This is a genomic window from Pseudoalteromonas translucida KMM 520 (genome assembly GCF_001465295.1).
Taxonomy (GTDB): Bacteria; Pseudomonadota; Gammaproteobacteria; order Enterobacterales; family Alteromonadaceae; genus Pseudoalteromonas; species Pseudoalteromonas translucida.
Genome location: NZ_CP011034.1, coordinates 471,380 through 496,682, shown reverse-complemented (window position 1 = coordinate 496,682; position 25,303 = coordinate 471,380). Strand labels below are relative to the sequence as shown.

Genomic DNA, 25,303 nt, shown 5'->3' with positions numbered 1-25,303 from the left:
ATTATGAGTCTGAACTTAATAACATTATCTAATTAAACCTTTTGCAGTTTGTAATATTTAACAAAAAATGAAAGTCGCCACAAAAACGTACAGATCTCTGATGCAATTAATGTGTAGATTAGGTGTAAAGGAGATATTGCATTTACTAGATACAAAACAACTACACCGCAAAAATATACAATTAAACAAAAATACGAACTGTAATTAACATAATCATATTTTGAAAACAGACTTGCAGCCGGATAACCAAAAGTAACTGAGAGTACATTAAATAAAGCTAAAACAATAAATGCCTCTATAAATGGAATTGCGAGCAAATAAGAGGGTCCATAAAGGAGCTGAATGACATCATGTGAATAAAGCTTAAAAAACAATCCAATAATAAAAATAAATAATAAAAGTAAAAACAAGGTCTTAAAGAAAATTGTATAATCCTTACTCTCTGCGATCTGAGGGAAAAGAGCTTGCGTAACTACACTCACTAAAGATTGAATTATTTTGTATATATAATCTGCAACACCATAAACAGCAAGGTTCACTGCTGATAGAGTTGATAGAATGAACACATTCGAATAAAGGTATGATGATACAGCCAGCCTAGACAAATAAAAGTCGCGCACCTCTTTAAAGAATAAAATTAAAGGCTCTCTACTAACTATTACACTTACTGTATAGCCCAACGAGTTTAGATATTTTAGAGAAACGCATGACGCAATAACCCAACCAAATCCAGTTGCTAAAATCACGCTGTATATATCAAAGCCAAAAAAAACAAAAAATACAGAAATAATAATACTACTTAATCTCGAGGCTACATTTATCAATGTCACAACTTTCATTTTATTAATACTTTGAAAAAGCCAGTAAGGAATAAGTGATTGAAAAAATATCGAAATAAAAGAAAAAACAACAACTTTAATATAGCTATTATTTTGGTTAATATAAAAAACAATTCCAACAACAAGGAATACAAGCAAGAAAAATAAGAATTTAACGGTTAGTGTAATTGAAAACAATTTAGATATTTTCGCTTGACAATATTCAACTTCTGCTGATTTTTTAATCCCATATGTTGACAATCCAAAGTCAAAAATCAAATAAGAAAATGATATGACGGATACAGAGAATATATATAAAGCGACATCCGACAATCCATAATACCTAGTTAAGAGCGGCAAAAGAAATAATGGAATTAGAAGCGCTGATGCTTGTGCTAAAAGCAAGTAAATAGAATTAAGCATTAATTTAAGCAAGTTTATAACCTTGTTTATAGCTATCTTTTAGTTTATTACTTAATAACATTAGAGCTTTTTACCATGGCATGTTCATACTTTTTAGTAACATTAAAAAGTTTTCCGTTTCCTATATCCATAAACAAAGGCAAGGAATTCAGGAGTGTATCGAACAGTTCATTTTGAGTTGTAATAACTAACCCTGGTAATTTTATTTTCCCCATATCGAACGTGAATCCCCTAGTATTTTTGTAAAGCTCAATATCAGGAACTATGAATAGAATATTTTTTTTTGTTACTAAGTAATCAACAAAAACGGATGAGTAATCGGTCCATAAAGCATCTGAAATAGAAAGCAGTTCATACAATGTTGTATCGTTATTAGTAAGCCAGTGCTCATTAATAATTTTAATATTGGAAAGCTTTTCTTCAAACACATCTAGAACGGCCATTGGATGTGGCTTTATAATAAGCAGCTCATTTTTTTCTGATAATATTTTGTTTAGCTTAAAATAATCAAAACTTTCAAAGCAAAATATATTAGAGGTATCTCCATCAACCCGTATATCCCCTTCCCCTGACTTTCTGTATGTAGGTAGCCATACATAACAGTTATTATAATTTTCTTTAATAGTTAATAGCTTAGCGTTTGTTGTTTGTTTAGTTAAGATGTCGTTTCTGGGTAATCCTGTTATTAGTACATCTTCTTGTTTCATTCCAAATGCTTTAGCATGTATTTTTTGAAAAAACTCCGATGTGCAAATAGTTTTATGGCTTTGTGGCAAGTTACTTTTACCATCTAATAACCCTATATTTTTTAATGCCATACCGTGCCATAAATTTACCACGAGCTGCTTTTTACTCGATATAATTCGAAAAAATGACAACAATCCATGGGTATAATAAATGTATCTTGCGGTGAGTAAATGGCTGATCCCTACAAGGCTAAGCTTTTTCACAAGTTCAACTTCAACAGGTAACCATGAAGGCCTGACAACGTTGGGATTTTTAACTAATACTATTACCCTACCGTTTAGGTGAGGTATTAAACCACGCAGCATATCTTCTAGATCTGGATAGCTACAAAAGACAGTTTTGTTTTGTGACTTTGGAATGATATAGTTAAAAAAGTAGAAAAGCTTACCTAAAAATTCTGTTAGCATCACACCGCTCTTAATAAGTTAATTGTCATTTTTTCAAATCTGTTTAATTTTGTCATTATCTATTCAAGTGTAACCAACTGTTTTATTATAGCGTGGCTTAGGATAATTAATAAATATGCTGCGAGTTTAAATATAAAACACTAAGTAATTTTAAGCGTAAAATATGCTTACAATTGTGAATTGATTATTTTAAAGAGAGGCTTTTAACTATGCTGATAACATCATGCAATGAGGACTCGATTCTATCTAATTCTTCAACATCGATTTTAGATAATGATTTTTTTATTTTTGTAGTTGATACATCTTCTGTTCTTGTTAGATATACAACTTCGCATAGATCAAATAAATCATCAAACTTACCTTTCCAGTCATCACCCATGGCAAAGATATCTGCGTCGTACTTAACTATATCTTCGCGTTTTTGCTGCCAATCATGCTCTGGAAAAACACTTGAGACGTATTTACAGCTTTCTACAATCTCGGCTCTTTCTTCGTAAGAGAAAAAAGAGCTTTTACCTTTTAATAAGTTAAATTCGTCTGACGAAATGCCTACAATAAGCTGATCGCCTAACTGGCTTAGCCTTTTCAGTAGCCTCACATGTCCTACATGAAATAGATCAAATGTTCCATACGTAATTACTGTCGTCAAAGTAAACTCCCAAATTAAATTTTCCGGACAATTAAACCCATAACTTTATTATAACACGGCCTTTTATATTGAGGGCTAGCTCCCTAATCCTAGGTACTGCTTACTAAGCTAACTTACTAGAATAAAGTAGTTAAAATAGAGTCAAAGCAATTTATTTTTTGTAAAGTAATGCAATAAGGTGCACATAATTGACAGTACAAGACCAAGTAATGTAATTAAAATTACAATTAAAGCACGTTTTGGATGTGCTTTTTCGTCTGGTGCATTTGCTGGATCAATCGTTTTCACTACGTATTCTTGTGCAACTTCAGCAAGCATTATTGTTTTAGTTTGCTCTTCTATTAGCTGGTAAAATACCGTTTTCATATCTGCTAATTGTGTTTCTTGTAGTTTTTTTGCTAGGTATTCAATGCTACTTTTTGCTTCAAGCTTATCTTGGTCACGCATTGTTTCGTTAATATCACTTACTAGCCAAAGTAACCACTGTTTAGCAATTTCAGGAGAATGATGCTCAATAGCAAGGGTAATCATGCCAGTTTCTTTGTCTGTATTAACCGATAAAACTTTTTTAAAAGCTTTATATGCTTCCCAAGTTGATGGCTCTGCTGTTTTTGGCGCCTTAACTTCTCTGATCCAAGTTTTAGTCTCAGCATTATATAATTCATCATCTAGGAGCAGTTCATTATTCACCGCATTCCAATTTTTAGCTGCGATTAAAGGAACCAACAGCTGATGTTCGACAATAAAGCTTTCGATAAAGCGACGTGATTGTAATACTTCAAGAGCTAAACCCGTTTTATCAGTGCCACCTGCACCTAAATTAATACCGGCAAGACTCGCTAAGCCACCAAACTGTCCTGCCATTTTTGCTAATCCACCTGCACCACTTTGATCGCTCACTGGCGCAAGTAAAGTGGTTGCTCTATAGATGTTGGGCTGTTTAATTGCATAAACCACAGATGCAATAGCAAATAAAGCAGTGATAATAATGACAATCCATTTACCCTGCCAAATAATTGAAAAAAGTTCACGTAAATCAATATCTTCATCAACAACACTATGGTTTTGAGCATATGCATTGTTTGTTTTCGTGCCTGTTAAATTATTATCCATATAAATCTCGGTTAATGTAAGCTGTCATAAATTGTGTATAACCTGAATGTAAGCTCAAGTTATTATATTTTTAAAAAACCACTTAAGAAATAGCAATGCTATACTCCGCGTTAGCAAGCTTAATGCCTAAAGTAGAATTAGAATCAGTTTATAACTTTTCAATTGAAGACTGAGCTAAAGCTAATTATTAGTCATCCATCTTGTTCGTTGCAGAATTCCTCTCGCATCAGCTAGAATGTAAAACTATTTACTTTCTAGTCTTTCGGACACGCTTCCGCCCCTAGGTTACAGTTCCTACATACTGATTTAATTGCTAATTTTTTACTATTTTGTACACACCAACTAAAGCCAAAGGGTTGCTTTGGCTTTAGTTACTAATTTATTACTTTAATTAAATACTGGTGATTGCCGCTACTGCTACACCTAATTGGTAAAGTATTTGCGTTGCGGTGCTCCACAGGGTTAGCTTATCCATATGGCCGGCATCCATGGGTATGACAATGGTGTCGCCTGGCTCTAGCTGTTCTGAGTTATTAGCAGCAAACCAACTACCTGTGGTGGGTATTTTTACCGAACCATTAGCTTTAATTATATAGATACGATCGTCGTCTGCGCGTTCTTTTAAGCCACCGCTAAGCTTAATATAGTCATCCACACTTATTCCAGCTTGGTATAAATGCGTGGTTGAGTAGTTAACCTCCCCCACTACGCTGATAGAGTCGCGTTTGCTCGGTACATATAGTGTATCGCCATCTTGTAGTACTAGGGTTTGCTTATTATTTGCAATTAAAGGAAGGTCGATAACTAAACGCCCGACTGCTTCTACATCGGCTAGATCATTGAGCAGTTTGTTCATTTCGTCGTACGAAAGTGCACTACTGCTTACTGAGTCCTGAAAGCTTTTTGATGCTACATCGCGGCGTAGTTCTGTGGCTAAACGCGCTAATTGCTGCTGCTCTTGCTGTTTAACCGACTGGCGAATAAATACCGCAGCTTTTTGCTCTGCAAAATCTGAAAAACCCCCCGCACGCTCTAGTAAATTAGTTAATGTTTCGCCGCGGCGAATTGTGTAAGTTCCTGGGAATAATAGCTCGCCCTTTAAAGTTACTTTTACGTTTTCTTGCCAGTTTGGAATTGCAAAAATATTGATACTGTCTTTACTGCGCAGTGTGATGTTACTTTGAGGGTTTCCTTTAATGGCACTTGCTAAATCGAATCTAACATGCTCAATTTGAGATCCATCGTTAATTGCTATGCGTGTTATTTCTGCTTGTTTTGTATAAGCCGACTCAAGTAAACCGCCTGCAGCGGTAACTAAATCAACAACACTTCCGTTAACCATTAATGGGTAAATACCTGGGTACGTTACACTGCCATTAATTTCAACTAGCTGCATTTCTTTATTAAGTGATGCTTGTTGTTTTAATTTAGCTATTATCGGCGATAACAATTTATTGCGGCTAAAGAAGGTAAACTCCTCTGGTACTAAGCTTTTATTATCCGCTGTTTTTTTAGATACCTGTGAAATAGTTAAAGTTTGATCGCTATTTTGCAATGCAGTATTAATACTTAGTTCGGCACCAACGTATTTTTCAAACTCTTTTTGTTGATATTTATGCCACAGCTCTGTTTTGAGTTGCTGTTCTTGCTGTTTTTGGCTTAGTGCCATATTTTTAAGCGCTAACTGCTCAGCTTGTTTTTCTTCAAATCGGCTAAATATAATTATTTTATCGTTAGCGCTCAGAGCTAAGTCGTTTTCGCTATTTTTAATAATGGCGAGAGCTACATCAAACTGATGTACTTGTATATCGCCATTAATGTTTACTTCTCGTACTACTAAACCATAGCTTAAATCAGCTTGCGGAAGTAGGTCGCCACGTACCGACTTTAGTACATCGGAAATACGTTTACCTTGATGCCATTGATAGCTACCGGGGCGTACTACGGCACCAATTAAATTAACTGAGTTTTTATATTGCGAGCTTATAGTATTAAACCTAATGCGATCGCCATCTTGCGGAATATAATTTATATTTTCAGCTGAAAAGTCTACAGTTAGCACTTCTTTACGGTTGTTATTAAAACGCTCTACCACTGCATTTTTAGTGTAGGCACCTGGTTTTAAGCCACCAGCCATAGCTAACAACTCTTTCGCAGTTTCGCCTTTTTTAAGTTCGAAAATAGCCGGGCGTTTAACTAACCCTTCTACCGTTACTTGAGCACCAACTGAAGGTACAAATACTGCATCACCAGGCTTTAAAGTGATGTCGTTACTGCTATCACCATGAATTAGAAGATCGTACAAATCAAAATTAGCAACTACCTTACCCGCACGCTTTACCTGAATATTACGTAATGAGGCAATATCCGACACACCACCACTTACAAATAATGCATGTGATACAGTAGTTAACGACGATACGTTATAACTACCAGGCTTGTATGCTTCGCCAAGTACTAAAATACGCATACTGCGTAACTGACCAAGCGACACAAATACTTTAACGCCAATAATTTCTTGCTCTACTTTAACTTTAATTAACTCTTTAACTTCAGAAAAAGTTAAACCTGCAACTTGTACTGGGCTTAAGTTAGGGATGCTAATGCGTCCTTCACGATCGACTATTACTTCAAAGCTATCACTTTCTTTACCATAAAAGTTAATAAGCAGCTGATCGCCACGCCCCACTAAGTAGGTGCCGGAAACTGCTGCCGTTTCGCTAGGCATAAATGTAGTAGGTTCGCCGGCAAAAAGTTCGTAACCAAATGGTTTTACTTCGTCTGTTTTTGGTTTAAATTGGTTTTTGTTAGTTTCTGCTTGATTTTGCTGTTGTGTAGAATCGCGTTCACCTATTGTTGGTTCTTCTGCTTTAGGTTGATTACTTGATTGGTTTGACCCAGTTATTACCGATAGGTCAACACCATACTGCTTTGCCAATGCCTGCTGTTGAGACTTTGGTAATTTTTTAAATTGCTCTAGCTGCGAGGCACTCGGAGTAAGTGCTAATGCGCTAAAGCTGCATATTAATACTAAGGCACTAAATAAGTGTTTAAGAACGTTCACGAGTAGGTATTTCCCTAGGTCTACAACAAGAATTGCTGTGTATTGTACATTACTATTAAACTAATAAAAAAGGGGCTTTTGCCCCCTTAGTCATTTAAATGTCATTAACTTAGTGTTATTGGTTAAAAACTGTAAACCAATGTTAGCGAGGTCTCTGTATCGGTGCTTTCTTTGTCATCAGCAACATTTGAGTTATTGATTATGTTGTAAGCAACCTTCATTTGTAATGAACCATTTATTTTAGCAAGTAGTGCAGTTTCTGAGCGTGTTTTGGTATTAGTGTCACCATACTCTACTGTTAATAATTGCGTAAAACGGGCGTTATCAGAAATCTTCCAGTTATAATCTAACTTACCTAAGGCAATAATTTCGCCTTCGTATTCACCCGCTAATGAATTACCGTTTTCGTCAACTTCAGTGCTTACATCTGGATACTTAAAGTACTTATAACCTGGACCGATTTCGGCATTTAACCACATGCTTTTTTCGTTTAATAAACGTAAACCATAACCAGCAGAAACTACCGACTCACTTCTATAGGCACCAAAATAGTCTGAAACGTGTGAACCATAAATGAATAGGTGCGAGTGTTTTTCATTTAATTTGTAATTGCCTTGTGCAGAAATAGCGTATTTTTCGTTAGTACGTTGTTTGTCTTTTGTACCATCGTCGTTTTCTACTTCGTCTTCTTTGTAAATACCGTCGAGTTTGTACTCATTATTCCAACGCTCTAGATGATGCAATACCTTAATACCACCTTTAAGTGTGGTGGTTTCGGTATTACCACTAGTAATAATAGCACCTAGCTCACTGGTAACTTCCCAAGTTTTTTGCTCAGCGTCGTCTGCAAATGCGTTAGTTGCTGCTGTTGCTGCAACTAAAATTGATAAAAGCTTTAGTTTCATTAAAAATAACCTTTGTATAGCTGTAAGTAAATTAATCTTGTTTGTGTAAATGTACATCCATTTGAGGGCTTGGAATATTGATCCCTTGCTCATCAAATATAACTTTAATTTCTTCGAGTAAACTCCAGTACGTAGGCCAATAATCGGCTGATTCAACCCACGGGCGAACTATAAAGTTTACGCTTGATTCAGCGAGTTCAGACACTGATACGTTATAAGCCGGATCTTTTAAAATGCGCGGCTCGTTATCAAGTATTGATTTAAGCACTTCTTTCGCTTTGCGTAAATCGGCATCGTAATCTACACGTATCACTAAATCTATACGGCGTGTTGACTCTCGTGAGTAGTTAACGATTGCATCTGACATAATTTTTGAATTTGGCATTATGATAACTTTGTTATCTGGGGTGCGCAGCTCTGTTGAAAATATTTCTATTTTTTTAATGGTGCCGGCTTTATTACCTGCCTCTACGTAGTCACCCGATTTAAAAGGGCGTAGTAAAATAATCAGCACACCTGATGCAAAGTTAGAAAGCGAGCCTTGTAGTGCTAAACCTACAGCTAAACCTGCAGCACCTAAAATAGCGATAAATGAAGTTGTTTCGATACCTATTTGCGACAGCGCCATTAAAACGGTCGCCATAAATACTATGGCAAATACAATACTAGAAACAAATGAGCCTACTGCTTTGTCTACTTTCTTTTTGTCGAATGCTTTTTCGGTTAAGTTTGCACAAAACTTTGCAATTCGCCCACCTAATAAAAAGATAACCAGCGCTATTACCGCTTGCATACCATAGTGTAAAATTAGGCCGGAATTTTCGTTAAGCCAATTGAGTACCGATTCCATTTTTGGTCCCTGAAAGAGTTCATCTGATTTTATCGGCAAATTATATATTATTTACATTTTAGATTCATTAGATAATGGGTTTGCATAAATGAACTTTAATCCAGTTACTTATTAAAACAACAATCAACTTGGCTATTTTTCATGCAAAACACACCCTAAACATGCTATTTCACTCTTTTTTTAATTTTTTTCACTTTTTTGCTTCACAACTTTTAATACTTTATGTATTATGCGCCTCACACCAACCAAGGTGTGTTGTGGCGGTTGTAGCTCAGTTGGTAGAGCCCCGGATTGTGATTCCGGTTGTCGCGGGTTCAAGCCCCGTCAATCGCCCCAATTTTCTTTCCTCAGAAAATTCAAAGAACATTATTCATATAAAATTTCATTAAAAACTTATACGCTTTTAAAATCTAAAATTAGCGTTATAAACAAAACTGTATCTATATCTAATTTTAGCACCGAGCTTGGTTTTTACTTAGAAGCGCTCAGCTTGCTGTCGCGATACTTTCAAACTGCACTACTGAAAAATACAATGCATATGCTCTCTCGCCCTGCGCGACGTGGTGGCAAGCTATTCAAGCACATTAAATTCAATACACCGAGCTTGCTAACTCCTACTTAAAACATCATGTTGGATCCCTAAAACCTTTTTTATTTCTACTCGGTACCTGATCACTTATTCTAACGTTTCATTTTTAATAAAAACAAAAAAGCCGCATTGCTGCGGCTTTTGTTAGAGCTTAACTTTAGCTCTTATGTATTCACTGAATAATTAATTACCGCCGGTGCTACCTGTGCTGCCGGTAGTTGTATCACATGTTAGTAATTCAGTTTGCGACTCATCCACGCCGTCAGCAGTTACTGTGTAAGCTTTAGTACCGATAGCTTTAAGGCTGCCTTTATACTTAACTGTTACATTGTAAGTTTCACCATCAACCATATTGGTTAGTGCATAGTTACCAGCACCGTCGCCTTTAGCAACTTTCATACCTTTACCGTTACGGCTGTACTTAACCAATGCACCCGATGCGCCAACAGATTCACCATCGCCATTACTACATTCAGCTGTAATTCCAAAAGTTTCAGATTGATAAGTTACTGCTGGTGCTGTTAAAGCAACATTTACGTCACCACAGATTGCTACTTCAGACGCTGAATCATACCAAACGTTTCCTTCAATATCACGAACTCGTATACGAGTCTTTGCAGTATCACTAACACCAATAAATGATACTAGAGGAGCCGGCACATTCAAGTTACCTTTAACACCTGGGAATGTATAATCGATATCTGATGAGCTAAGACGTAAGTTCAAACCTGCTGGATTTGGTATGGTGTCACCAGAAAACAGGAAGCGAATTGGCGTAGCACATACTGCCGAAGAAGTAGTTGCAGCAAAGAATGTTAAATGGTTAGTAGCAAAACTACCTACATCAGCAGAAACTGTAACAGTTTCACTTTCTGCAGACCATACACCGGTTGCTTCATTTTGAGAAGAAAGACCTAAAGGAGCAACAGTTCCAGATCTAACTGCCATATCTATATTGATAGGGCTAGAGAACTTTTTAACTTTAACACCATCGGCATTAACCATTTCAACACTTGTTACACCCACTGGTGTAAGTACTGTTGTAGAGTCAGCACTGTTTAATCCCTGTGGAACAATAGCTGCTGCTGCTGCTGAACCAGGTTTAGCAGTTGTTACTTTAACACTAACAGTACCTGTTACAGGGTTACCATTCGCATCTTGTAAAACGGTATTTGCTGGGATAACAACTTTAGATGTAGCACCGTTACTGTTATCAACTGTAACCTCAATCGCAGTTGCGCTTGTACCGTCTTCGCTAATAGTCGCTTCTACTGGATCAGCTACGATAAGGCCATCAGTATCAGCAGATGTTAAACCTAGCTCAACTGAAACATCACCATCACTAAGTGCAGATAAATCAACAACAAACGCTTTTGACACATAGTTTTCAGATGTAACAACGGCTGTAATTTGATCGATGTCAGCGCCGTCTTTTATTTGGAAAACAAAACCGCCATCTTCAGAATTAATTGTAGCAGTAACATTACCATCAACATCGACGATATTCTCTGATGCTACACCCGCTTCAAAGAAAGTGATTGTTGAAGGAAGAGCAGCTACATCTTCTGCATCAACAACGTTACCATAAACTACTGCGCTCAGTGCAACAGGTGCTTCTGGCGGTACAACTACAACTACAGGTGGCTCAACAGGTGGAGCCGGCTTATTGTTATCATCATCAGTACCACAACCACTTAAAGCAAGAGCAGATACCACAGATAGAGCAAGTAGCGATTTTTTGTTAGTAAACATAGAGAGTCCTTTTATTCCATTTCAATTAATATTCAAAATCTATAATAATTTGTTAAAAATCCAACAAAAATTAGATACCAATTTTAACAGCAGTAACATAGGTTGCAAATTTAGGTTGAATTATATCCAACATATATAAAATTAAACAGCTAATCATTAAAAATTCATACAAATTTATTATGGTAATACACAGTAATACTGTAAAAAAGCCGCATCAAACAACAATAACCTTGCAACTGAAGCTACGCTATACCTTCTAATCCATCATTAACAACAAATTTGAAAGTACAACACATGCTTTAAGTAGCTATTATCACCAAGCTATGACTTAACATCACCCGGCCAAAACCTTTTGCTTTATATCTTCTATATATCTGCTATCTGATTTTTATTTTTACCGTAATCTGGCGTCTAAAATCTAGGTTTTACCTTTGTTCTTTTATTTGTATTTTATATAAACCTCTTTAAGCCTTAATAGGTTTGCGTATATATAATCACTCGACATACGCCCTTGGTTTAAAAAGGTTCTATCTAAGGTGATTGCCGTTTTAGGGGTAAACCCTTGGTTAAACACCAAACGATTATGAGACTGACCGATCTGAGTGCTGGCGGTATGTCTCCATGCCTCAGTACCTTTTACTTGTCCGAAACGTGTTACGTTCATATCTTTTTGTGGCGAAAGTGGAATACTAAACGCTACACCCGCTTTACGTACCGATGTATCTTCATAAAATAGCGAAATATAACTATCGCCAAACCAAAAGCGGCTCTCTAGCCTAGCACCTGTGTCTTCACTCCAAAATTCACCTGCGGTAGCGTGTAAGGTTATATTTTGCTCAACCCAGTTATATTGGTACGAAAGCGTTTTATACTCACGGCTGCCATTGTAATTTTGATACTCAAAGTAACCTAAATCAGCACTAATTTTATGTCGGCCAGCATCACTTAACCATGCTGTTTCGTTAATAATACCAGTGTAGTCGTAGGTTTCTTTAAAGAAACCCACTTGTGTTTGGTTATATAAACCAAAAGGAAGTGCAAACGTTTGATAAAACACCGCACGATCAATGCCGGTTTCCTCTCGTAAGCGTCTAAACGACCCCTTTTTTTCAAAGTCGTCACTATTGGCAACATGCACTTGCCCGCCAACGGTTACACCGCCACCTTGCCAAAGGGGTAAATCAATATCGGCACGTAGCGCAAGCGAAAAATCGTAAACACCTAATTCGGTCGCATAGCTATTGGTTATAGCGGGGCCAAAGGTAATACGGGGTTTAAAATAAGGGCTATTAGCGCGAGTTAAACCCACCCACGTAAGCGCTTTGGGCATAGGTAGCGTGCCTTTAGTAATATTTAAATCAGGCGTTATACTGCCCTCAATAAACTCACGGTAATTACTCACCTGGCCACTCACACTCATTAGGGGTATATCATACTTAGCAAGCACGACATTAAACTCAGCATTACTTGGGGTAACATACTCAGCTATCCGCCCCAACACTAAACCAAAGGCATCAATGTCGTTACGGTTAAATACAGAGTTTTCAAACTTAACCACAATTTGGTTTTGCTGGTTATAGGCTACTTGTAAATTTTCAAAGCCATCAGCAGCAAGCGCTGTTTTTAAGCTCGCCACTTGAACATTAATACTTTTTTTAGCATTACTTTGTAAAGAGTGGTTATCGGCCATATCATCTTTAACAGGCTCAATTAATGTAGTATCAGCTGTAATCGCATCTACAGTAACTACATCAGCAGTAATTAAGCTTGCGGGCTGGGTACTTACTGTCTTTGTTGGCTGACTATTATTTTCAGTATAAGACGTAGGAGCAGCCGAAGCAGTACGAGGCGCCGCAGTGCTCGACAATGGCGTACTAAAGTTAACACCCCAATAAGTACTTTGCTCATCAAAGTCGCTATTACTATAAAAGCGACTTGTTAAAGTAAGCGTGCCTATATCGTAAAGCCACTCTTTAGGTATAGTTATACGCGCGGCCGCATTTTCAGCTTCGCCATCATGTTCAGCTTGTAGCGTAAACCAATCAAATAATTGCCACTCCACCCCAGCAAAGGCACCATCCATTTGGCCAGTTAAACGCTCACTTTTAGCAATACCCGCGCTAAACCTAAAATCGCCAACCTCTTTTGAGGCAACAGCATAATAGGTTTCGTAGTTATTAGCCGCACCGCCAATATCTTTCGCGCCAATAGCAAAGCTAAACCAATTTTGAGGAATATACGGCAACTGGTACTTTGCATTAAACGACAAATCCCTTAACTGCCCACGTCCTTCGCTTCTAAACATGTTGTCGTGCATTGAGCTAGAGGCTATTTGCCCGCTCATCTCAAAACCATTAAACAACCCAGCGCTAAAAATAAAGTTATGGCCATCTAAGTATTTCGTACCACGTAAATCAAGCTGATTATTATAGCCAATATCAACTATGCCTTTGTTCAAAACCTCAGCAGTAGGTGTATTAATTAACCCGGTATAACCCGTAAACGACTGAAAGCTGTTTAGCTCATCGGCTGCAAATACCGGTGCACACAAAGCGGCTAAACCGCCTACTAACAAAGGTTTTACTCTATACATAATAAATAATCCGTATAATCATTGTTTTAGTTTTTTATATTAACGCAAATATAACATAGTCCCTCAACAGGGAGTATTAACTTATTTTAATTTTACTCTCGAATTTTTAGGCTTTACTTTAAAACCTGCTATTTGCATCTAACCTAATCAAAACTACGCTGTTACAAATAAAGTAGCAAAAATACGTAAACGCCGCTTTAACCACTCACTAATTTATAGCGGCTATTAACTGACCACTGTCCTTCTGATTGATAACATTTTTTAGAACGCTTTTATGAAAATACTGCATCATGGATGCTATTAATGGCGTTACCGGTTCGTGCCATGAATTGGTAACAAATAAAACTTGTAACCGGCATGCGCAAAAAGCCCAACCATATAAAAATAGTGCATGGCGATGATGATGCTAAAAATGCGCTCGCAAATAAATATCGCGAAATTTTAGGAGAAAAAACATTCGTGGAAATAGCTAAATCATAAAAATTAATCATAGGGTATGAAGTCTTAGTACACAATGTGTAAAGCTGTCATTTAGTTCAATTATCCACAATGGAAACTTTTATTGAACCGCATATTAATATTGAATACTTTAATCTTAAAATCATAAAGATATTCCCCCCTTTTTTGGTCATAATGCGTAACACATATAAGCTCTGTTACGTTCGCTGGTAATGATGTACTGAGCCAGGTGTTATATGCCAACCTGTTAAGTGCTTACCTGCTTGAGGGGATCACGCATTATGCTGAACTAAAGTCATTGCTTCACTCTCAACAACATCAAAGCCTGTACAAGTAAATATCTTCACGTATCATTTTAAGGCCAGTAAATAAAAGGATTCTTCTTGTTTAAACTTCCCCCGACTACTATTGCCCTTATTATCGTTTGCAGCGGATCTATTATTGGGCCGCTTGGCATGGCGGGCGTTAACATAGCGATCCCAAACCTCGCTGAAGACTTAAATGCGAGCGCGAAAATGATCGCGTGGATGCCCACTTTGTATTTACTCAGTAGCGTCATGTTTATGCTACCGTGCGGAAAAATAGCAGACAACTATGGCCGCAAACGCGTATATGCTTCTGGCTTAGCCTTAAATGCACTGGCCTCGCTGATGTGCGCGCTGGCAACATCGATTGAGTGGGTGCTTTTTTGGCGCTTTATACAAGGGGCCGCAGGCGCCATGATTTTTGGTATAGGCGTTGCGATCATTACCTCTGTCACACCTGATAATAAACGAGGGATGGCACTGGGTACCTCTGCGGCATGTGTGTATATAGGGCTCAGCGCAGCCCCGGCAATGGGTGGTTGGCTCACTGAAATGTGGGGATGGCGCGCCGTGTTTTACTCGCAGATCCCGCTGGTACTTATGCTGCTCATTACCATTAAACTGTGTTTACATGGTGAGTGGAAAAACGATAAAAAATCGCCATTTGACTGGTGGGGCACCGTTATTTTCTCGCTTTTTTCACTGTGCTTAGTGTTAGGGTTAAGTAATTTACCAAGTATTCTTGGCTGGCTTTTAACATTACTTTCAATCATCTTTTTGATGTTATTTATTGTTCATCAAAGTCGCAGTAGACGACCACTCATTAGAGTACAAATGTTTTTAGAAAGTCGTGTATTTAGCCTCTCGTTATCCACTTCCTTTTTAATGTATGCCAGTAACTTTTCACTGGCCTTTTTATTAAGTTTGTATTTGCAATATATTAAAGGATTAAGCCCCGCACATGCTGGGCAAATCGTATTACTCCAAGCCGTATCAATGGCTATTATGGCGCCACTGGCAGGTAAATTTGCTGATAAAATACAGCCGCGCTTACTTGCCACATTAGGCTGTATCATTGTTATGGTTGGCTTTTTTCTACTTTCTCTACTAACGGTGAACTCAAGCACGACTTATATTAGCGGCTCACTGTTATTGCTAGGCATTGGCTTTGGCTTGTTTTCGACCCCAAATAACAATGCCATTATGGGCGCCGTAGATAAAAGTGAGTTAGGGGTCGCGTCTTCTTCAATGAATTTGTCACGCACGATTGGTAATTTATTTGGTATGAGCTTAATCAACTTAATTGTGCAGTATTACCTTGGAGACAGTACTTTTTCAGCGCAAAATAGCCCCGCATTAATGAGTACTATTTCATTGGCGTTTAAAATGTCTTTAGGATTTGTAATTCTCGCAAGCTGTATTTCTGCACTGCGTGGTCGAGCTTAAATTGTGTTTAAAAATAATAAAAATGGATAATGCCCATCCTTAATTGGAGCCTGGCATTGTCGCAATTATCGACCCATTTCGAATGGTCGAATAGTTGACGTGTTAGATATTTCATTTTTAGCCTGACACGAATTTTGAACGCCCTCCTCGGCATAATCGATAATGGTTAAGCCGCTGGTTTGTTGTTCGTTAAGGATCATTCGCCATTACTCCTGACTTCTAGTTATTTTCATCTGTTACTCCAAATCATTGTTTAAAGTAACTTAACTTGATCTCCATTTATTGTTTAGATGCACTTTGCCGGACGTTTACCTTGCAAAACTCTGTAGTATAATGATTTGATTTTTCCGAGTCCCAACCTCTCAAACCATTGAGTTATAAAATAACAGAATCACTTAATCTTTTCTGACAAATTAATAATTTTTCTAGAAAGTTATTAATGAGAGGAGTAGTTTTGTTGGTTTTTACATCAAATAGAACAAATGTAATTTCTGCATCTGCAACTATGTCATTCGTTTTTTTACATTGGATGACTTGGGTAACAACCCCACTCTTATTACCAATTTTGCTAACTGCAGTCTTAATTAGAAGACTTTGTCCTAAAGTTGCAGGTAGACGGTAATTAATATTGATATTAGCAATAACCCATGTAACCCCCTGCTGTGAAAAGTATTCTAGCTCTTCACTCATACAAGCCCAACGATCTTCCTCTAAAAACTCTAAATAACGTGCATTATTTACATGCTGATAACCATCTAGATGGTACCCTCTGATTATAACTTCTGTCATGATTGAAACCTTTATGAATAATTGACATCCTTCCTTTCCTGAACATTTGCAGGAAAAGAAGGGAGTTTTGATTAGATAAATGAAAAATTATTGCCCTGCAGTCAAGCCACCATCACTTACTAAAACTGTTCCTGTTATGTACCTTGCGCCATTAGCACTTGCTAGCATCACATATAAATCTGTATGCTCCTCAGGAGAAGATACGCGTCCTAATGGGATGTGCTGCCCCATTGAATCTAAACGTGACCTATCAGAATTCATTGATTTTTGTCGCTGATTTAATGCATCAGTTCCACTGATCGGAGTATCCGTTGCGCCTGGCGCAACCCCACAAACTCGCACATTAGGTGCAAAGTCTAAAGCTAATTGACCAACAATACCTCTTAATGCATATTTGGAGGCTGTGTATAACGGCCCGCCGCCGCCGGGACGGAAACATGCATTAGAACCAGTTGTGATTAAGCACCCATTGGTTTTATTTAATTCTGAATAGCTCGCATGTGCTGCCATTAGTACAGCCTTTACATTTGTAGACATTATTTGCGAAAAACCATCTTCAAGCTCTGTTACTGACATTTTTTGTAATTTTTTAAAAAAATCCCAAACGCCAGCATTTGCAATCATCACATCTAGACCTCCCCACTTTTTTATAGCGGAAGTAACGGCTAATTCATTTGTTGAATAATCATTCACATCACCTACTACGAATGAGAAGTCTTTATGCGAAGCAAACTCTTCTACTTGCTCTGGTTTACGTACTACAGCAAGGACACAAGCACCTTCCTTTAAAAAACGTTTAACAATAGCTTTTCCAATACCACTACCTGCTCCTGTTACAACCACGCGCCTATTAAGTAACATATGCCTAATACCACCTTTAAATTACATAAATACGTTTAAATTTTTAGTCAATAACGTAGATTGCTGTAGCAGAATAAGTCGACCCGATAACCGGTAATCGTTACCCACTTTACGCCAAATATCTTTCCGACGACCCATTAACGTAGAATCATCACGCTCAAATCGACTTCTATATAGAGTAAAAACAGTATGAACTTCAAACTCATCGACTTTATCTGTATGGAATACTTCCAGGTTAGATATAGCCGTTACTTGGCGCGTTGGTGGATCTTCTGTCCAGCACATTCCACTATCATTACGTCTCAATCGCATAGCTATTGAGTCTTTACTTTCTTCGAAAAGTGGAACCCTAAAAGTCGTTATTTCGGGTGTGCGGTTTCTTCGCAAGATGTTTTCACGCAAGGGAGCCCAATAAATTAGATCCTCTTCAAGGCTGTTATACCACTCATCAAGCTTTTCATTATTTAACAGGTAAGCTTCTTTGTTGATATACTGTTGGATTGAAAAAAAAGTTTCGATATCAACATGTTTACCCTTAGCGTCAAGCGCTAGCAATTGATCTTTAGTCATTTTTATACCCTTACTAAAATTGCGGTTTTGCTAATGGGATATCTGCCCAACTTTTAGCATCCATAAATTCAGCATACCTTTTGAAGAATAGTCGTTGGTTAGCATCATTAAGTTGACCCTTAGTTACTATCCCAGGTAAATCGATTGGTATACTTTCGCCTTTAGTTGGGTTCATTTGATAGCAAAGCTTTTGATTACGAGTTACATAACCTGAATTACCGATTGTTGCATGCTCCCAGTTCTCACCATCATCCATCTCTAAAATACCGCTGGGAGAAAACGTACGCATAGCTCCTAGACGCCAGCGATCTTTAATTTCATCAGATGCTTCACTTGGTACTAATGTCCAACTATGTAATTCAGTCTCCATTGGCCCCTTTGGTAAAAAGGTTCTAAACGTTAAATACCCGGGCAGGAATGCAAAATTTGGAAAAATAGCGCCTGATGCAACAGAGCCGATCATTTTTGCACGAACACTTCCGAGGCGTTGACTTATCTTTTCTTCACGAGAACGTAAGTACTTCACGATTTCCTTATCACCCATTGTCGCAGCATTTCCGAAGTTGTTTGCTAACGAAAACTCCCAACCATGCCCATTAACGCTACTTTGATATGAATCTTCATTCGATACATGTATTCCACCAGAGCTTTTCAGTGTCGATTCTGCAGCACCAAGGTGAGTCCATAATGCATGATAGATATCACCAACAAAGTTATCAGCCGGATACTTCCAATTACATTTTAATAATGATCGAGTTGTACCTGGAATGAACTCAGTTCCTTTATCATCGATATCAAGAATTGCGTCCATGTACCATCTAAAATCACCAAGATAATCACCAAGAGAAGGGGCTTCCTCATCAAATGTAGCAAAAACTAAACCTTTATAAGTTTCTACTCGCGCTTTATGCAGCCCCCAATCAGATTTATCAAAGCCTTCTGTATTATCGTATAATTGGTTTTCAGGCATTCCATTTAGTTTACCGTCTAACCCAAACGCCCAACCATGGTAGTTACATACAAATGAACGGATTTTCCCTTCCCCTGCAAAACAAACCTTATTCCCTCTATGTGGGCAAGAGTTAAGCATTACATTGATACTCTTATCTTTAGCTCTAGCTACGATAACAGCATCTTCACCAATATAAGTGGTGATAAAATCACCAAATGATTTAACTTGTGACTCATGTGCTACAAAATGCCAGCAACGAGCAAATATTTGCTTTAGTTCTTGTTGGTATATAGCGTTATCCCAAAAAATGCGTCTATCAATTAACCCATTTTCATGGTCGATAAGTGACTTTATATTCATCGACATAATTAATCCTCTGTATTCTTTATTAGTTTCTTAAAATGAGTAGAAGTTGATAGATGATGCTTTTTCTTTATTGTGCATTTTATCAACTAAGTCAGACCAATTACCTAATAGCGCTCTTTGATTAAGGTAACCTTTATCTGTAATTTCATTTTTCTCAATGGATGGAGGTTGGGGTAAAAAAGCAAACCGACAAACTCTAGTACTATTGCTGTAATGAGTTTCGTTGTATTCTTTTAATAGTTTTACAACAGATTCAATAAGCTCATTTATAGTTTGCAAGTACGATGAGATTTGCTGCTCTTCTGTTAAATTATATTTCTTTTTTAGGTAAGTCATATTTGGAACAAGTAACAAGCCAATATCTGCCTGATTATGTCCAGTGATTACAGCATCTAAAAAGTAAGGCTTAAGTGTAGTTACGATTGCAAGTCTAACTTGATTAACATTAACCCATGTACCTGAGCCAAGCTTAAAGTTTTCTGAAGTGCGTCCATCAAATACTAACCCTTCTGATGGTTCATCTTCATTAACTAATCGCCCGGCATCCCCCATAGAATAAAAGCCATCTTTATCAAAAGCGGCTGCAGTGGCTTTTTCATCACGCCAATATCCTGGGGTTACATTTGGTCCTCGTACAGCTAATGCCTGTTTATCTTGTGAGTTCGTAAGTTTTATTTCAGTTCCAGGCATTGGAACACCGATATTTACTGACAGATCTGATTCAAAATTCAAACACGTAGAAAATGGGGCTGTTTCTGTAGAGCCCCAACCGGCCAGTAACTTAGGACTCTTTCCGACAAGATCCATAGATAAAGAAGTCAATCGATTTCTTGTTTTCTCAGGCAACGCCGCTGCTGCAACAAAAATAACCTTAACTGAAGTAAAGAATTTCCGTGCAACTCTATGATCATCTTCAAACTGAGCGAGTAGCGCTTCAATACCAACTGGTACATTGAAATGAATGTTTGGCTCTATTAAACAAATATTTTCGATCGTGCGGCCAATTTGTCCAGGGATAGGCTTACCATCATCAATAGTCAGTGTGCCGCCATTAAATAATGTGATATTGATACAGACATTTCCACCGAACGTATGGCTCCAAGGTAACCAGTCAACTAAATTAGGGGTCATATCTTGTAAGAATGGCCACATTTTATAAAGTGCCACTTGATTGCTATACATCATACGATGAGTATTAATAACCCCTTTTGGAAGCCCTGTAGATCCTGAAGTCATCATTACTTTGCAGATTGTATCTTGTGTAACTTCACTTCTTTTAACTGCAACTTCTTCATCACTAATTTTTGGTAAGTCACGTACTGCTGGTATATCATCTATATTTGAGTACGACGCAATATATTGAATATCGTGTTTTTGACGAAGGACATCTACTGCTTTTTTAAAGAACCTAGTATCACTAAAATAAATAGCACCTGGTTTGACTATATTTATAATATTGTCGAGCCGTTCGAAGGTATCCCCATGCTGGGCATACGCAATTGAGACAGGAGTTACTGGCACACCGATTGTCATTGCAGCAAAGGCTACTAAGGCATGATTAACCGAATTAGGTGCTATGATCATAAGTGGCTTATCTGCAGAGATATCAAGCGTTCCTAAATTAGCTGCAACTCCCTTTACTCGTGATAAAAACTCCTTATATGATATCTCTGACCAACCATCAGAAGTTCGCTCTCGCATACATACTGTATTGGGAGCTCTCTCAGACCAGAAATCCAAGCAATCAAGCATTGTATGATTATCAAGATTTAGATCTTCTTCATTACGTAAGATTATGGCACCTTCAGTACTTTTATCCGCAATAACGTTATGACATCCGAGTTGAATTTTTGGGATAATTTTTATTTTACGTTCAATCATTATTATTATCCTTCAAAAATTTGGGCCAACGTGACAACTCATTAGCTAAATTCGGTTGTAAAAGTGCAAATTCATCTACTAGCGAATCCACTATCTCTTTAACCGTTTCTATATTCTGCGTTGCACTAACACCATGTCCGGCTCCCCAAGTGTCTTTCCACGCTTTTCCTTCGCCTTGAATATCTGAGAAATCAATTTCGGTACTGCCTTTCTTTGATTTCAAATCAAAACCGGCTTTACTAAGACTAGCCTTGAGCCAGTTGGCCATTACCCCCGAAACAACATCAGATGTAACAACATCATCCATTGATGAACTGACAAGCATGTCGCGGTATTCATCAACAACTAAACTTTCAGGACAACCGATAAAGCGAGTCCCCATATAAGCAAAGTCAGCGCCTAGTGCAATTAGTGCAGCAATAGAACGAGCACTTTGCATTGCACCACCTACAATCAGAGGCCCATCGTAAAAACGTCGGACTTCTTCAACAAATGAAAATGGTGAATACTTTCCTGTATGTCCGCCGGCTCCAGAACACACTAGGATAAGACCATCAACCCCAGCTGCGATGGCTTTTTTTGCTTGTTCCATATTAATAACATCAGCAAACACTTTTCCACCAAAAGCATGGACTCTATCAAGTACTCGGGTTGGGCTACCTAATGCGGTAACAACAAATTTAGGCTTATAACGCTCAACCAAGGCCATTTCGGCTTCGAATCGGTCATAGCTTTTATGAACAATCATATTAATTGCCCACATGCCTTCCTGCTTAGTACCTTTAAGCTCAGATTTTATTTTCTCTAACCATTCTTCTAAATCATTAATTGTTCGAGCATTTGGTGTCGGAAAACACCCTATTATTCCTGCTTTTGCAGCAGCTATTACCAAATCTGGACCTGATATGAGGAACATAGGAGCAACGATTGTAGGTAGCTTCATTGAGTCATAAAGTGAAGATACGATTGCGCGATCTGTCATAATTATTTCTCCTTAGAGCTATTTATTAAATCCAGTGCAACGTCAACGATCATATCCTCTTGACCACCTATCAGTTTTCGCTTTCCTACTTCGACTAGGATTTCTCTAACATCTATTTTATAACGCTCTGCTGCTTTTTCAGCATGGCGTAAAAAGCTTGAATAAACACCCGCATAACCTAATGTTAAAGTTTCACGATCAACACGTACCGGTCTATCTTGAAGTGGTCTTACTAAGTTTTCGGCAGCATCCATTAACTTGTATAAATCACAGTTATGGCTCCAGCCTAAGCGATTGATTGCGGCAATAAATACTTCTAATGGTGCATTTCCTGCACCAGCCCCCATACCTGTTAGGGACGCATCAACACGATTCACACCGTTTTCGACTGCCGCTATACTGTTAGCCACACCCAAACTTAGATTATGGTGAGCGTGAATTCCTAATTCTGTATTTACGTCTAATGTGTCTTTTAATGCTTTCACTCTAGAACTAATATCATTCATATTCATAGCACCACCACTGTCAACTACATAAACAGTTGTTGCACCGTACGACTCCATTAGCTTTGCTTGTTTCGCTAACTCTGAAGGGGAAACCATATGAGACATCATTAAAAAGCCAATAGTATCCATACCCATTTCACGGGCTGTTTGAATATGCTGTTTTGAAACATCAGCCTCAGTGCAATGTGTTGCAATACGTACAGATCGTACACCTAAGTTATAAGCCCTCTTTAAATCTTTTACTGATCCTATTCCGGGTAATAATAAAGTTGTCAGCACCGACTTTTCTAGCACATCAGCAACAGCTTCCAACCACTCCCAATCTGTATGTGCACCAAAACCATAATTAAAACTGCTTCCACTTAGACCATCTCCATGAGCGACTTCAATAGCATCAACACCTGAGTCTTCCAGTGCTTTAGCTATGCTTCGAACATGATCTGTACTGTACTGATGACGGATTGCGTGCATACCATCTCGAAGAGTTACATCTTGGATATATAGTTTTTTATTATTCATGGGTTACTCTCCACCTTGTAAAGATCTAGCAATGGCAATTTTTTCAGCTGTTTTAAGTGCCGCAGAAGTCATTATGTCCAGATTACCCGCATAAGATGGTAAGTAATGAGCAGCCCCCTCCACCTCTAAAAACACTGACGTTTTCACTCCACTTAATGCACCTATACCAGGAAGGTATAATGGTTCTTCTTCTGTGTAATACTCAAACTGTACGCTTTGTTTTAAACGATACCCTGGCACGTAACTTTGAACAGCTTTAACCATGTCTTCAATACTCTGCGTAATCTCCTTTTCACTTCCTCCTTCAGAGAAAGTAAAAACAGTGTCACGCATTATCATCGGAGGCTCTGCAGGATTAAGTACTATTATCGCCTTACCTACTTTTGCCCCACCAACTTTTTCAATTGCCTGTGAAGTAGTTTCTGTAAATTCGTCAATATTCGCACGTGTCCCTGGTCCAGCAGACTTAGAGGAAATTGAAGCAATTATTTCTGCATAAATAACGGGAGAAACACGAGAAACTGCATGAACGATAGGAATAGTCGCCTGTCCCCCACAAGTCACCATATTGACATTCAACTGTTCAAGGTTTGCGTCCCCATTAACCGCTGGAACAATAAATGGACCTATTGCCGCCGGTGTTAAATCCACAATAACTTTACCCGCTTCATTACAAATTTTTGCGTGTGTTGCGTGAGCTCCAGCTGAAGTTGCATCAAAGACAATACCTATTTCTTGCCATTCAGGCATTTCAACTAGCCCTTTGATACCTTCATGAGTAATTGCTACTCCCATATTTTTTGCGCGTGCCAAACCATCAGAATTCGGATCAACTCCAACCATCACAGCCATTTTAAGAGCATCAGATGTCCTTAAAATTTTAATCATCAGATCTGTCCCAATATTCCCAGAGCCAATAATGGCAACTTTTGTTTTAGTAGACATATTTCTTCTCCTATTCTGTAAAAGTGACTGAGACACTGTTTAAGCCATCAATGGTAGCGGTAAATGTATTCTTAGCTTGAACAGGCACCATTGGGCCTAAAGCACCTGATAACACAACATCACCTGCTCGAAGTGGTAGGCCATTTTTAATCATGATATTAGCTAGCCAAAGAGTCGCTAGTAATGGGTTTCCTAAGCAAGCACGTCCTTCACCTTCAGATACTAACTCACTATTTTGAAACAGTTTCATGGTGCAGTTTTCAAGGTCTAATTGACTTAATTGGACAGGAGTTGTACCCATTACAATCCCGCCATACGACGCATTATCTGCGATAGTGTCAAACAGAGTGATATCCCAATTTTCTACACGGCTATCAACAATCTCTAAGGCTGGCACTGCATAATCGATAGCATTAATGATGTCTACTATAGTTAAACTTTCTGAATCTAAATCAGACTTTAGGACAAACGCTATTTCAGCTTCTATTTTAGGCTGTAAAAATTTAGATACTGATAATTGAGCGCCCGAGCCATAACAAGTGTCAGCGTAAACCATGCCGTAGTCTGGCTGATCTACACCTAGTTGAGTCTGAACAGCTTTCGATGTCAGTCCTATTTTTCGACCTATTGTTATACGGCCTTCTTCACTCCAACGGAGATGGTTTTCTTGCTGGATTTGATATGCCAGCGAAATATCTGCAGATTCGACCAACTCTCTTAAAGGTGCAACTACACCTCCTTCATACGCATCAGAAAGTAACTTTGATAAACTTAAAATGGTTTTATTGCTCATGATCATGACTCTTATATAA

General features: G+C 38.0%; 20 protein-coding genes, 1 tRNA gene and 1 pseudogene. 3 read left to right on the top strand and 19 right to left on the bottom strand.

Going from position 1 to position 25,303, the window contains the following annotated elements:
• Nucleotides 1-32 precede the first annotated feature (32 nt).
• From PTRA_RS02265 to PTRA_RS02235, 7 genes are all read right to left on the bottom strand, one after another.
• Nucleotides 33-1,253, bottom strand: a complete 1,221-nt coding sequence (locus PTRA_RS02265) for an oligosaccharide flippase family protein (protein ID WP_157756037.1) — start codon at nucleotides 1,251-1,253, stop codon at nucleotides 33-35.
• A gap of 35 nt (nucleotides 1,254-1,288) precedes the next feature.
• Nucleotides 1,289-2,395, bottom strand: a complete 1,107-nt coding sequence (locus PTRA_RS02260; RefSeq protein WP_058372535.1) for a CDP-glycerol glycerophosphotransferase family protein — start codon at nucleotides 2,393-2,395, stop codon at nucleotides 1,289-1,291.
• A 184-nt stretch (nucleotides 2,396-2,579) separates the two neighbouring features.
• Nucleotides 2,580-3,044, bottom strand: a complete 465-nt coding sequence (gene tagD / locus PTRA_RS02255; protein WP_058372534.1) for a glycerol-3-phosphate cytidylyltransferase — start codon at nucleotides 3,042-3,044, stop codon at nucleotides 2,580-2,582.
• Between the two features lie 141 nt (nucleotides 3,045-3,185).
• A complete protein-coding gene (locus PTRA_RS02250) occupies nucleotides 3,186-4,157 on the bottom strand; it encodes a Wzz/FepE/Etk N-terminal domain-containing protein (protein ID WP_058372533.1) in 972 nt (323 codons plus the stop codon).
• Between the two features lie 391 nt (nucleotides 4,158-4,548).
• Complete coding sequence (locus tag PTRA_RS02245) at nucleotides 4,549-7,221, bottom strand: SLBB domain-containing protein (RefSeq protein WP_058372532.1); 2,673 nt, start codon at nucleotides 7,219-7,221, stop codon at nucleotides 4,549-4,551.
• Nucleotides 7,222-7,343: 122 nt separating this feature from the next.
• Nucleotides 7,344-8,126 (bottom strand): DUF481 domain-containing protein, encoded by a 783-nt coding sequence (locus tag PTRA_RS02240; RefSeq protein ID WP_058372531.1) that lies wholly within the window; start codon nucleotides 8,124-8,126, stop codon nucleotides 7,344-7,346.
• A gap of 31 nt (nucleotides 8,127-8,157) precedes the next feature.
• Nucleotides 8,158-8,976 carry a mechanosensitive ion channel family protein gene (locus PTRA_RS02235; RefSeq protein ID WP_058372530.1) on the bottom strand — a complete coding sequence of 273 codons (819 nt, stop codon included), beginning with the start codon at nucleotides 8,974-8,976 and terminating at the stop codon, nucleotides 8,158-8,160.
• Between the two features lie 260 nt (nucleotides 8,977-9,236).
• Here PTRA_RS02235 and PTRA_RS02230 point away from each other — a divergent pair.
• A tRNA-His gene (locus PTRA_RS02230) sits at nucleotides 9,237-9,312 on the top strand.
• A gap of 436 nt (nucleotides 9,313-9,748) precedes the next feature.
• Here the strand turns inward: PTRA_RS02230 and PTRA_RS02225 are convergent.
• Both PTRA_RS02225 and PTRA_RS02220 read right to left on the bottom strand, forming a co-directional pair.
• Entirely contained in the window at nucleotides 9,749-11,317 is a 1,569-nt protein-coding gene (locus PTRA_RS02225; RefSeq protein WP_058372529.1) for a hypothetical protein, read from the bottom strand.
• 439 nt (nucleotides 11,318-11,756) lie between these two features.
• Nucleotides 11,757-13,910 carry a YjbH domain-containing protein gene (locus tag PTRA_RS02220; RefSeq protein ID WP_058372528.1) on the bottom strand — a complete coding sequence of 718 codons (2,154 nt, stop codon included), beginning with the start codon at nucleotides 13,908-13,910 and terminating at the stop codon, nucleotides 11,757-11,759.
• Nucleotides 13,911-14,249: 339 nt separating this feature from the next.
• On the opposite strand from PTRA_RS02220, the pseudogene PTRA_RS18845 reads away from it, so the two are divergent.
• Nucleotides 14,250-14,390: pseudogene (locus PTRA_RS18845) on the top strand (MBL fold metallo-hydrolase RNA specificity domain-containing protein); the annotation flags it as partial.
• 362 nt (nucleotides 14,391-14,752) lie between these two features.
• Nucleotides 14,753-16,120 (top strand): MFS transporter, encoded by a 1,368-nt coding sequence (locus PTRA_RS02215; RefSeq protein WP_058372527.1) that lies wholly within the window; start codon nucleotides 14,753-14,755, stop codon nucleotides 16,118-16,120.
• Nucleotides 16,121-16,185: 65 nt separating this feature from the next.
• Here the strand turns inward: PTRA_RS02215 and PTRA_RS19320 are convergent, their stop codons facing one another.
• The 10 genes from PTRA_RS19320 to PTRA_RS02170 form a co-directional block, all read right to left on the bottom strand.
• Nucleotides 16,186-16,320, bottom strand: coding sequence for a hypothetical protein (locus PTRA_RS19320; RefSeq protein ID WP_257720825.1), 135 nt, complete (start codon nucleotides 16,318-16,320; stop codon nucleotides 16,186-16,188).
• Nucleotides 16,321-16,495: 175 nt separating this feature from the next.
• Complete coding sequence (locus PTRA_RS02210) at nucleotides 16,496-16,909, bottom strand: acyl-CoA thioesterase (protein ID WP_058372526.1); 414 nt, start codon at nucleotides 16,907-16,909, stop codon at nucleotides 16,496-16,498.
• Nucleotides 16,910-16,996: 87 nt separating this feature from the next.
• On the bottom strand, nucleotides 16,997-17,770 hold the full coding sequence (locus PTRA_RS02205; RefSeq protein WP_069188179.1) for an SDR family NAD(P)-dependent oxidoreductase: 774 nt from the start codon (nucleotides 17,768-17,770) through the stop codon (nucleotides 16,997-16,999).
• 21 nt (nucleotides 17,771-17,791) lie between these two features.
• Nucleotides 17,792-18,340: a 3-phenylpropionate/cinnamic acid dioxygenase subunit beta gene (locus PTRA_RS02200; protein ID WP_058372525.1), complete on the bottom strand. Its 549-nt coding sequence runs from the start codon at nucleotides 18,338-18,340 to the stop codon at nucleotides 17,792-17,794.
• Between the two features lie 13 nt (nucleotides 18,341-18,353).
• The gene (locus PTRA_RS02195) at nucleotides 18,354-19,658 is read right to left on the bottom strand and encodes an aromatic ring-hydroxylating oxygenase subunit alpha (protein WP_058372524.1); all 1,305 of its coding nucleotides are present in this window, start codon (nucleotides 19,656-19,658) and stop codon (nucleotides 18,354-18,356) included.
• Nucleotides 19,659-19,688: 30 nt separating this feature from the next.
• On the bottom strand, nucleotides 19,689-21,539 hold the full coding sequence (locus tag PTRA_RS02190; protein WP_058372523.1) for an AMP-binding protein: 1,851 nt from the start codon (nucleotides 21,537-21,539) through the stop codon (nucleotides 19,689-19,691).
• Entirely contained in the window at nucleotides 21,532-22,521 is a 990-nt protein-coding gene (locus PTRA_RS02185) for an NAD(P)H-dependent flavin oxidoreductase (RefSeq protein WP_058372522.1), read from the bottom strand. Before PTRA_RS02185 ends, PTRA_RS02190 begins: the two co-directional genes overlap by 8 nt.
• A 2-nt stretch (nucleotides 22,522-22,523) precedes the next feature.
• Nucleotides 22,524-23,546, bottom strand: coding sequence for a 4-hydroxy-2-oxovalerate aldolase (gene dmpG, locus PTRA_RS02180; protein ID WP_058372521.1), 1,023 nt, complete (start codon nucleotides 23,544-23,546; stop codon nucleotides 22,524-22,526).
• Nucleotides 23,547-23,549: 3 nt separating this feature from the next.
• Nucleotides 23,550-24,491 (bottom strand): acetaldehyde dehydrogenase (acetylating), encoded by a 942-nt coding sequence (locus PTRA_RS02175; RefSeq protein WP_058372520.1) that lies wholly within the window; start codon nucleotides 24,489-24,491, stop codon nucleotides 23,550-23,552.
• Nucleotides 24,492-24,501: 10 nt separating this feature from the next.
• Nucleotides 24,502-25,284: a 2-keto-4-pentenoate hydratase gene (locus tag PTRA_RS02170; protein ID WP_058372519.1), complete on the bottom strand. Its 783-nt coding sequence runs from the start codon at nucleotides 25,282-25,284 to the stop codon at nucleotides 24,502-24,504.
• Nucleotides 25,285-25,303 lie beyond the last annotated feature (19 nt).

What these genes read in the sequence shown, in the direction of transcription:
- PTRA_RS02260 (WP_058372535.1), bottom strand. Translation starts at nt 2,395, where the DNA reads ATGCTAACAGAATTTTTAGGTAAGCTTTTCTACTTTTTTAACTATATC.
- PTRA_RS02250 (WP_058372533.1), bottom strand. Translation starts at nt 4,157, where the DNA reads ATGGATAATAATTTAACAGGCACGAAAACAAACAATGCATATGCTCAA.
- PTRA_RS02240 (WP_058372531.1), bottom strand. Translation starts at nt 8,126, where the DNA reads ATGAAACTAAAGCTTTTATCAATTTTAGTTGCAGCAACAGCAGCAACT.
- PTRA_RS02235 (WP_058372530.1), bottom strand. Translation starts at nt 8,976, where the DNA reads ATGGAATCGGTACTCAATTGGCTTAACGAAAATTCCGGCCTAATTTTA.
- PTRA_RS02225 (WP_058372529.1), bottom strand. Translation starts at nt 11,317, where the DNA reads ATGTTTACTAACAAAAAATCGCTACTTGCTCTATCTGTGGTATCTGCT.
- PTRA_RS02220 (WP_058372528.1), bottom strand. Translation starts at nt 13,910, where the DNA reads ATGTATAGAGTAAAACCTTTGTTAGTAGGCGGTTTAGCCGCTTTGTGT.
- PTRA_RS19320 (WP_257720825.1), bottom strand. Translation starts at nt 16,320, where the DNA reads ATGATCCTTAACGAACAACAAACCAGCGGCTTAACCATTATCGATTAT.
- PTRA_RS02210 (WP_058372526.1), bottom strand. Translation starts at nt 16,909, where the DNA reads ATGACAGAAGTTATAATCAGAGGGTACCATCTAGATGGTTATCAGCAT.
- PTRA_RS02205 (WP_069188179.1), bottom strand. Translation starts at nt 17,770, where the DNA reads ATGTTACTTAATAGGCGCGTGGTTGTAACAGGAGCAGGTAGTGGTATT.
- PTRA_RS02200 (WP_058372525.1), bottom strand. Translation starts at nt 18,340, where the DNA reads ATGACTAAAGATCAATTGCTAGCGCTTGACGCTAAGGGTAAACATGTT.
- PTRA_RS02195 (WP_058372524.1), bottom strand. Translation starts at nt 19,658, where the DNA reads ATGTCGATGAATATAAAGTCACTTATCGACCATGAAAATGGGTTAATT.
- PTRA_RS02190 (WP_058372523.1), bottom strand. Translation starts at nt 21,539, where the DNA reads ATGATTGAACGTAAAATAAAAATTATCCCAAAAATTCAACTCGGATGT.
- PTRA_RS02185 (WP_058372522.1), bottom strand. Translation starts at nt 22,521, where the DNA reads ATGACAGATCGCGCAATCGTATCTTCACTTTATGACTCAATGAAGCTA.
- dmpG (WP_058372521.1), bottom strand. Translation starts at nt 23,546, where the DNA reads ATGAATAATAAAAAACTATATATCCAAGATGTAACTCTTCGAGATGGT.
- PTRA_RS02175 (WP_058372520.1), bottom strand. Translation starts at nt 24,491, where the DNA reads ATGTCTACTAAAACAAAAGTTGCCATTATTGGCTCTGGGAATATTGGG.
- PTRA_RS02170 (WP_058372519.1), bottom strand. Translation starts at nt 25,284, where the DNA reads ATGAGCAATAAAACCATTTTAAGTTTATCAAAGTTACTTTCTGATGCG.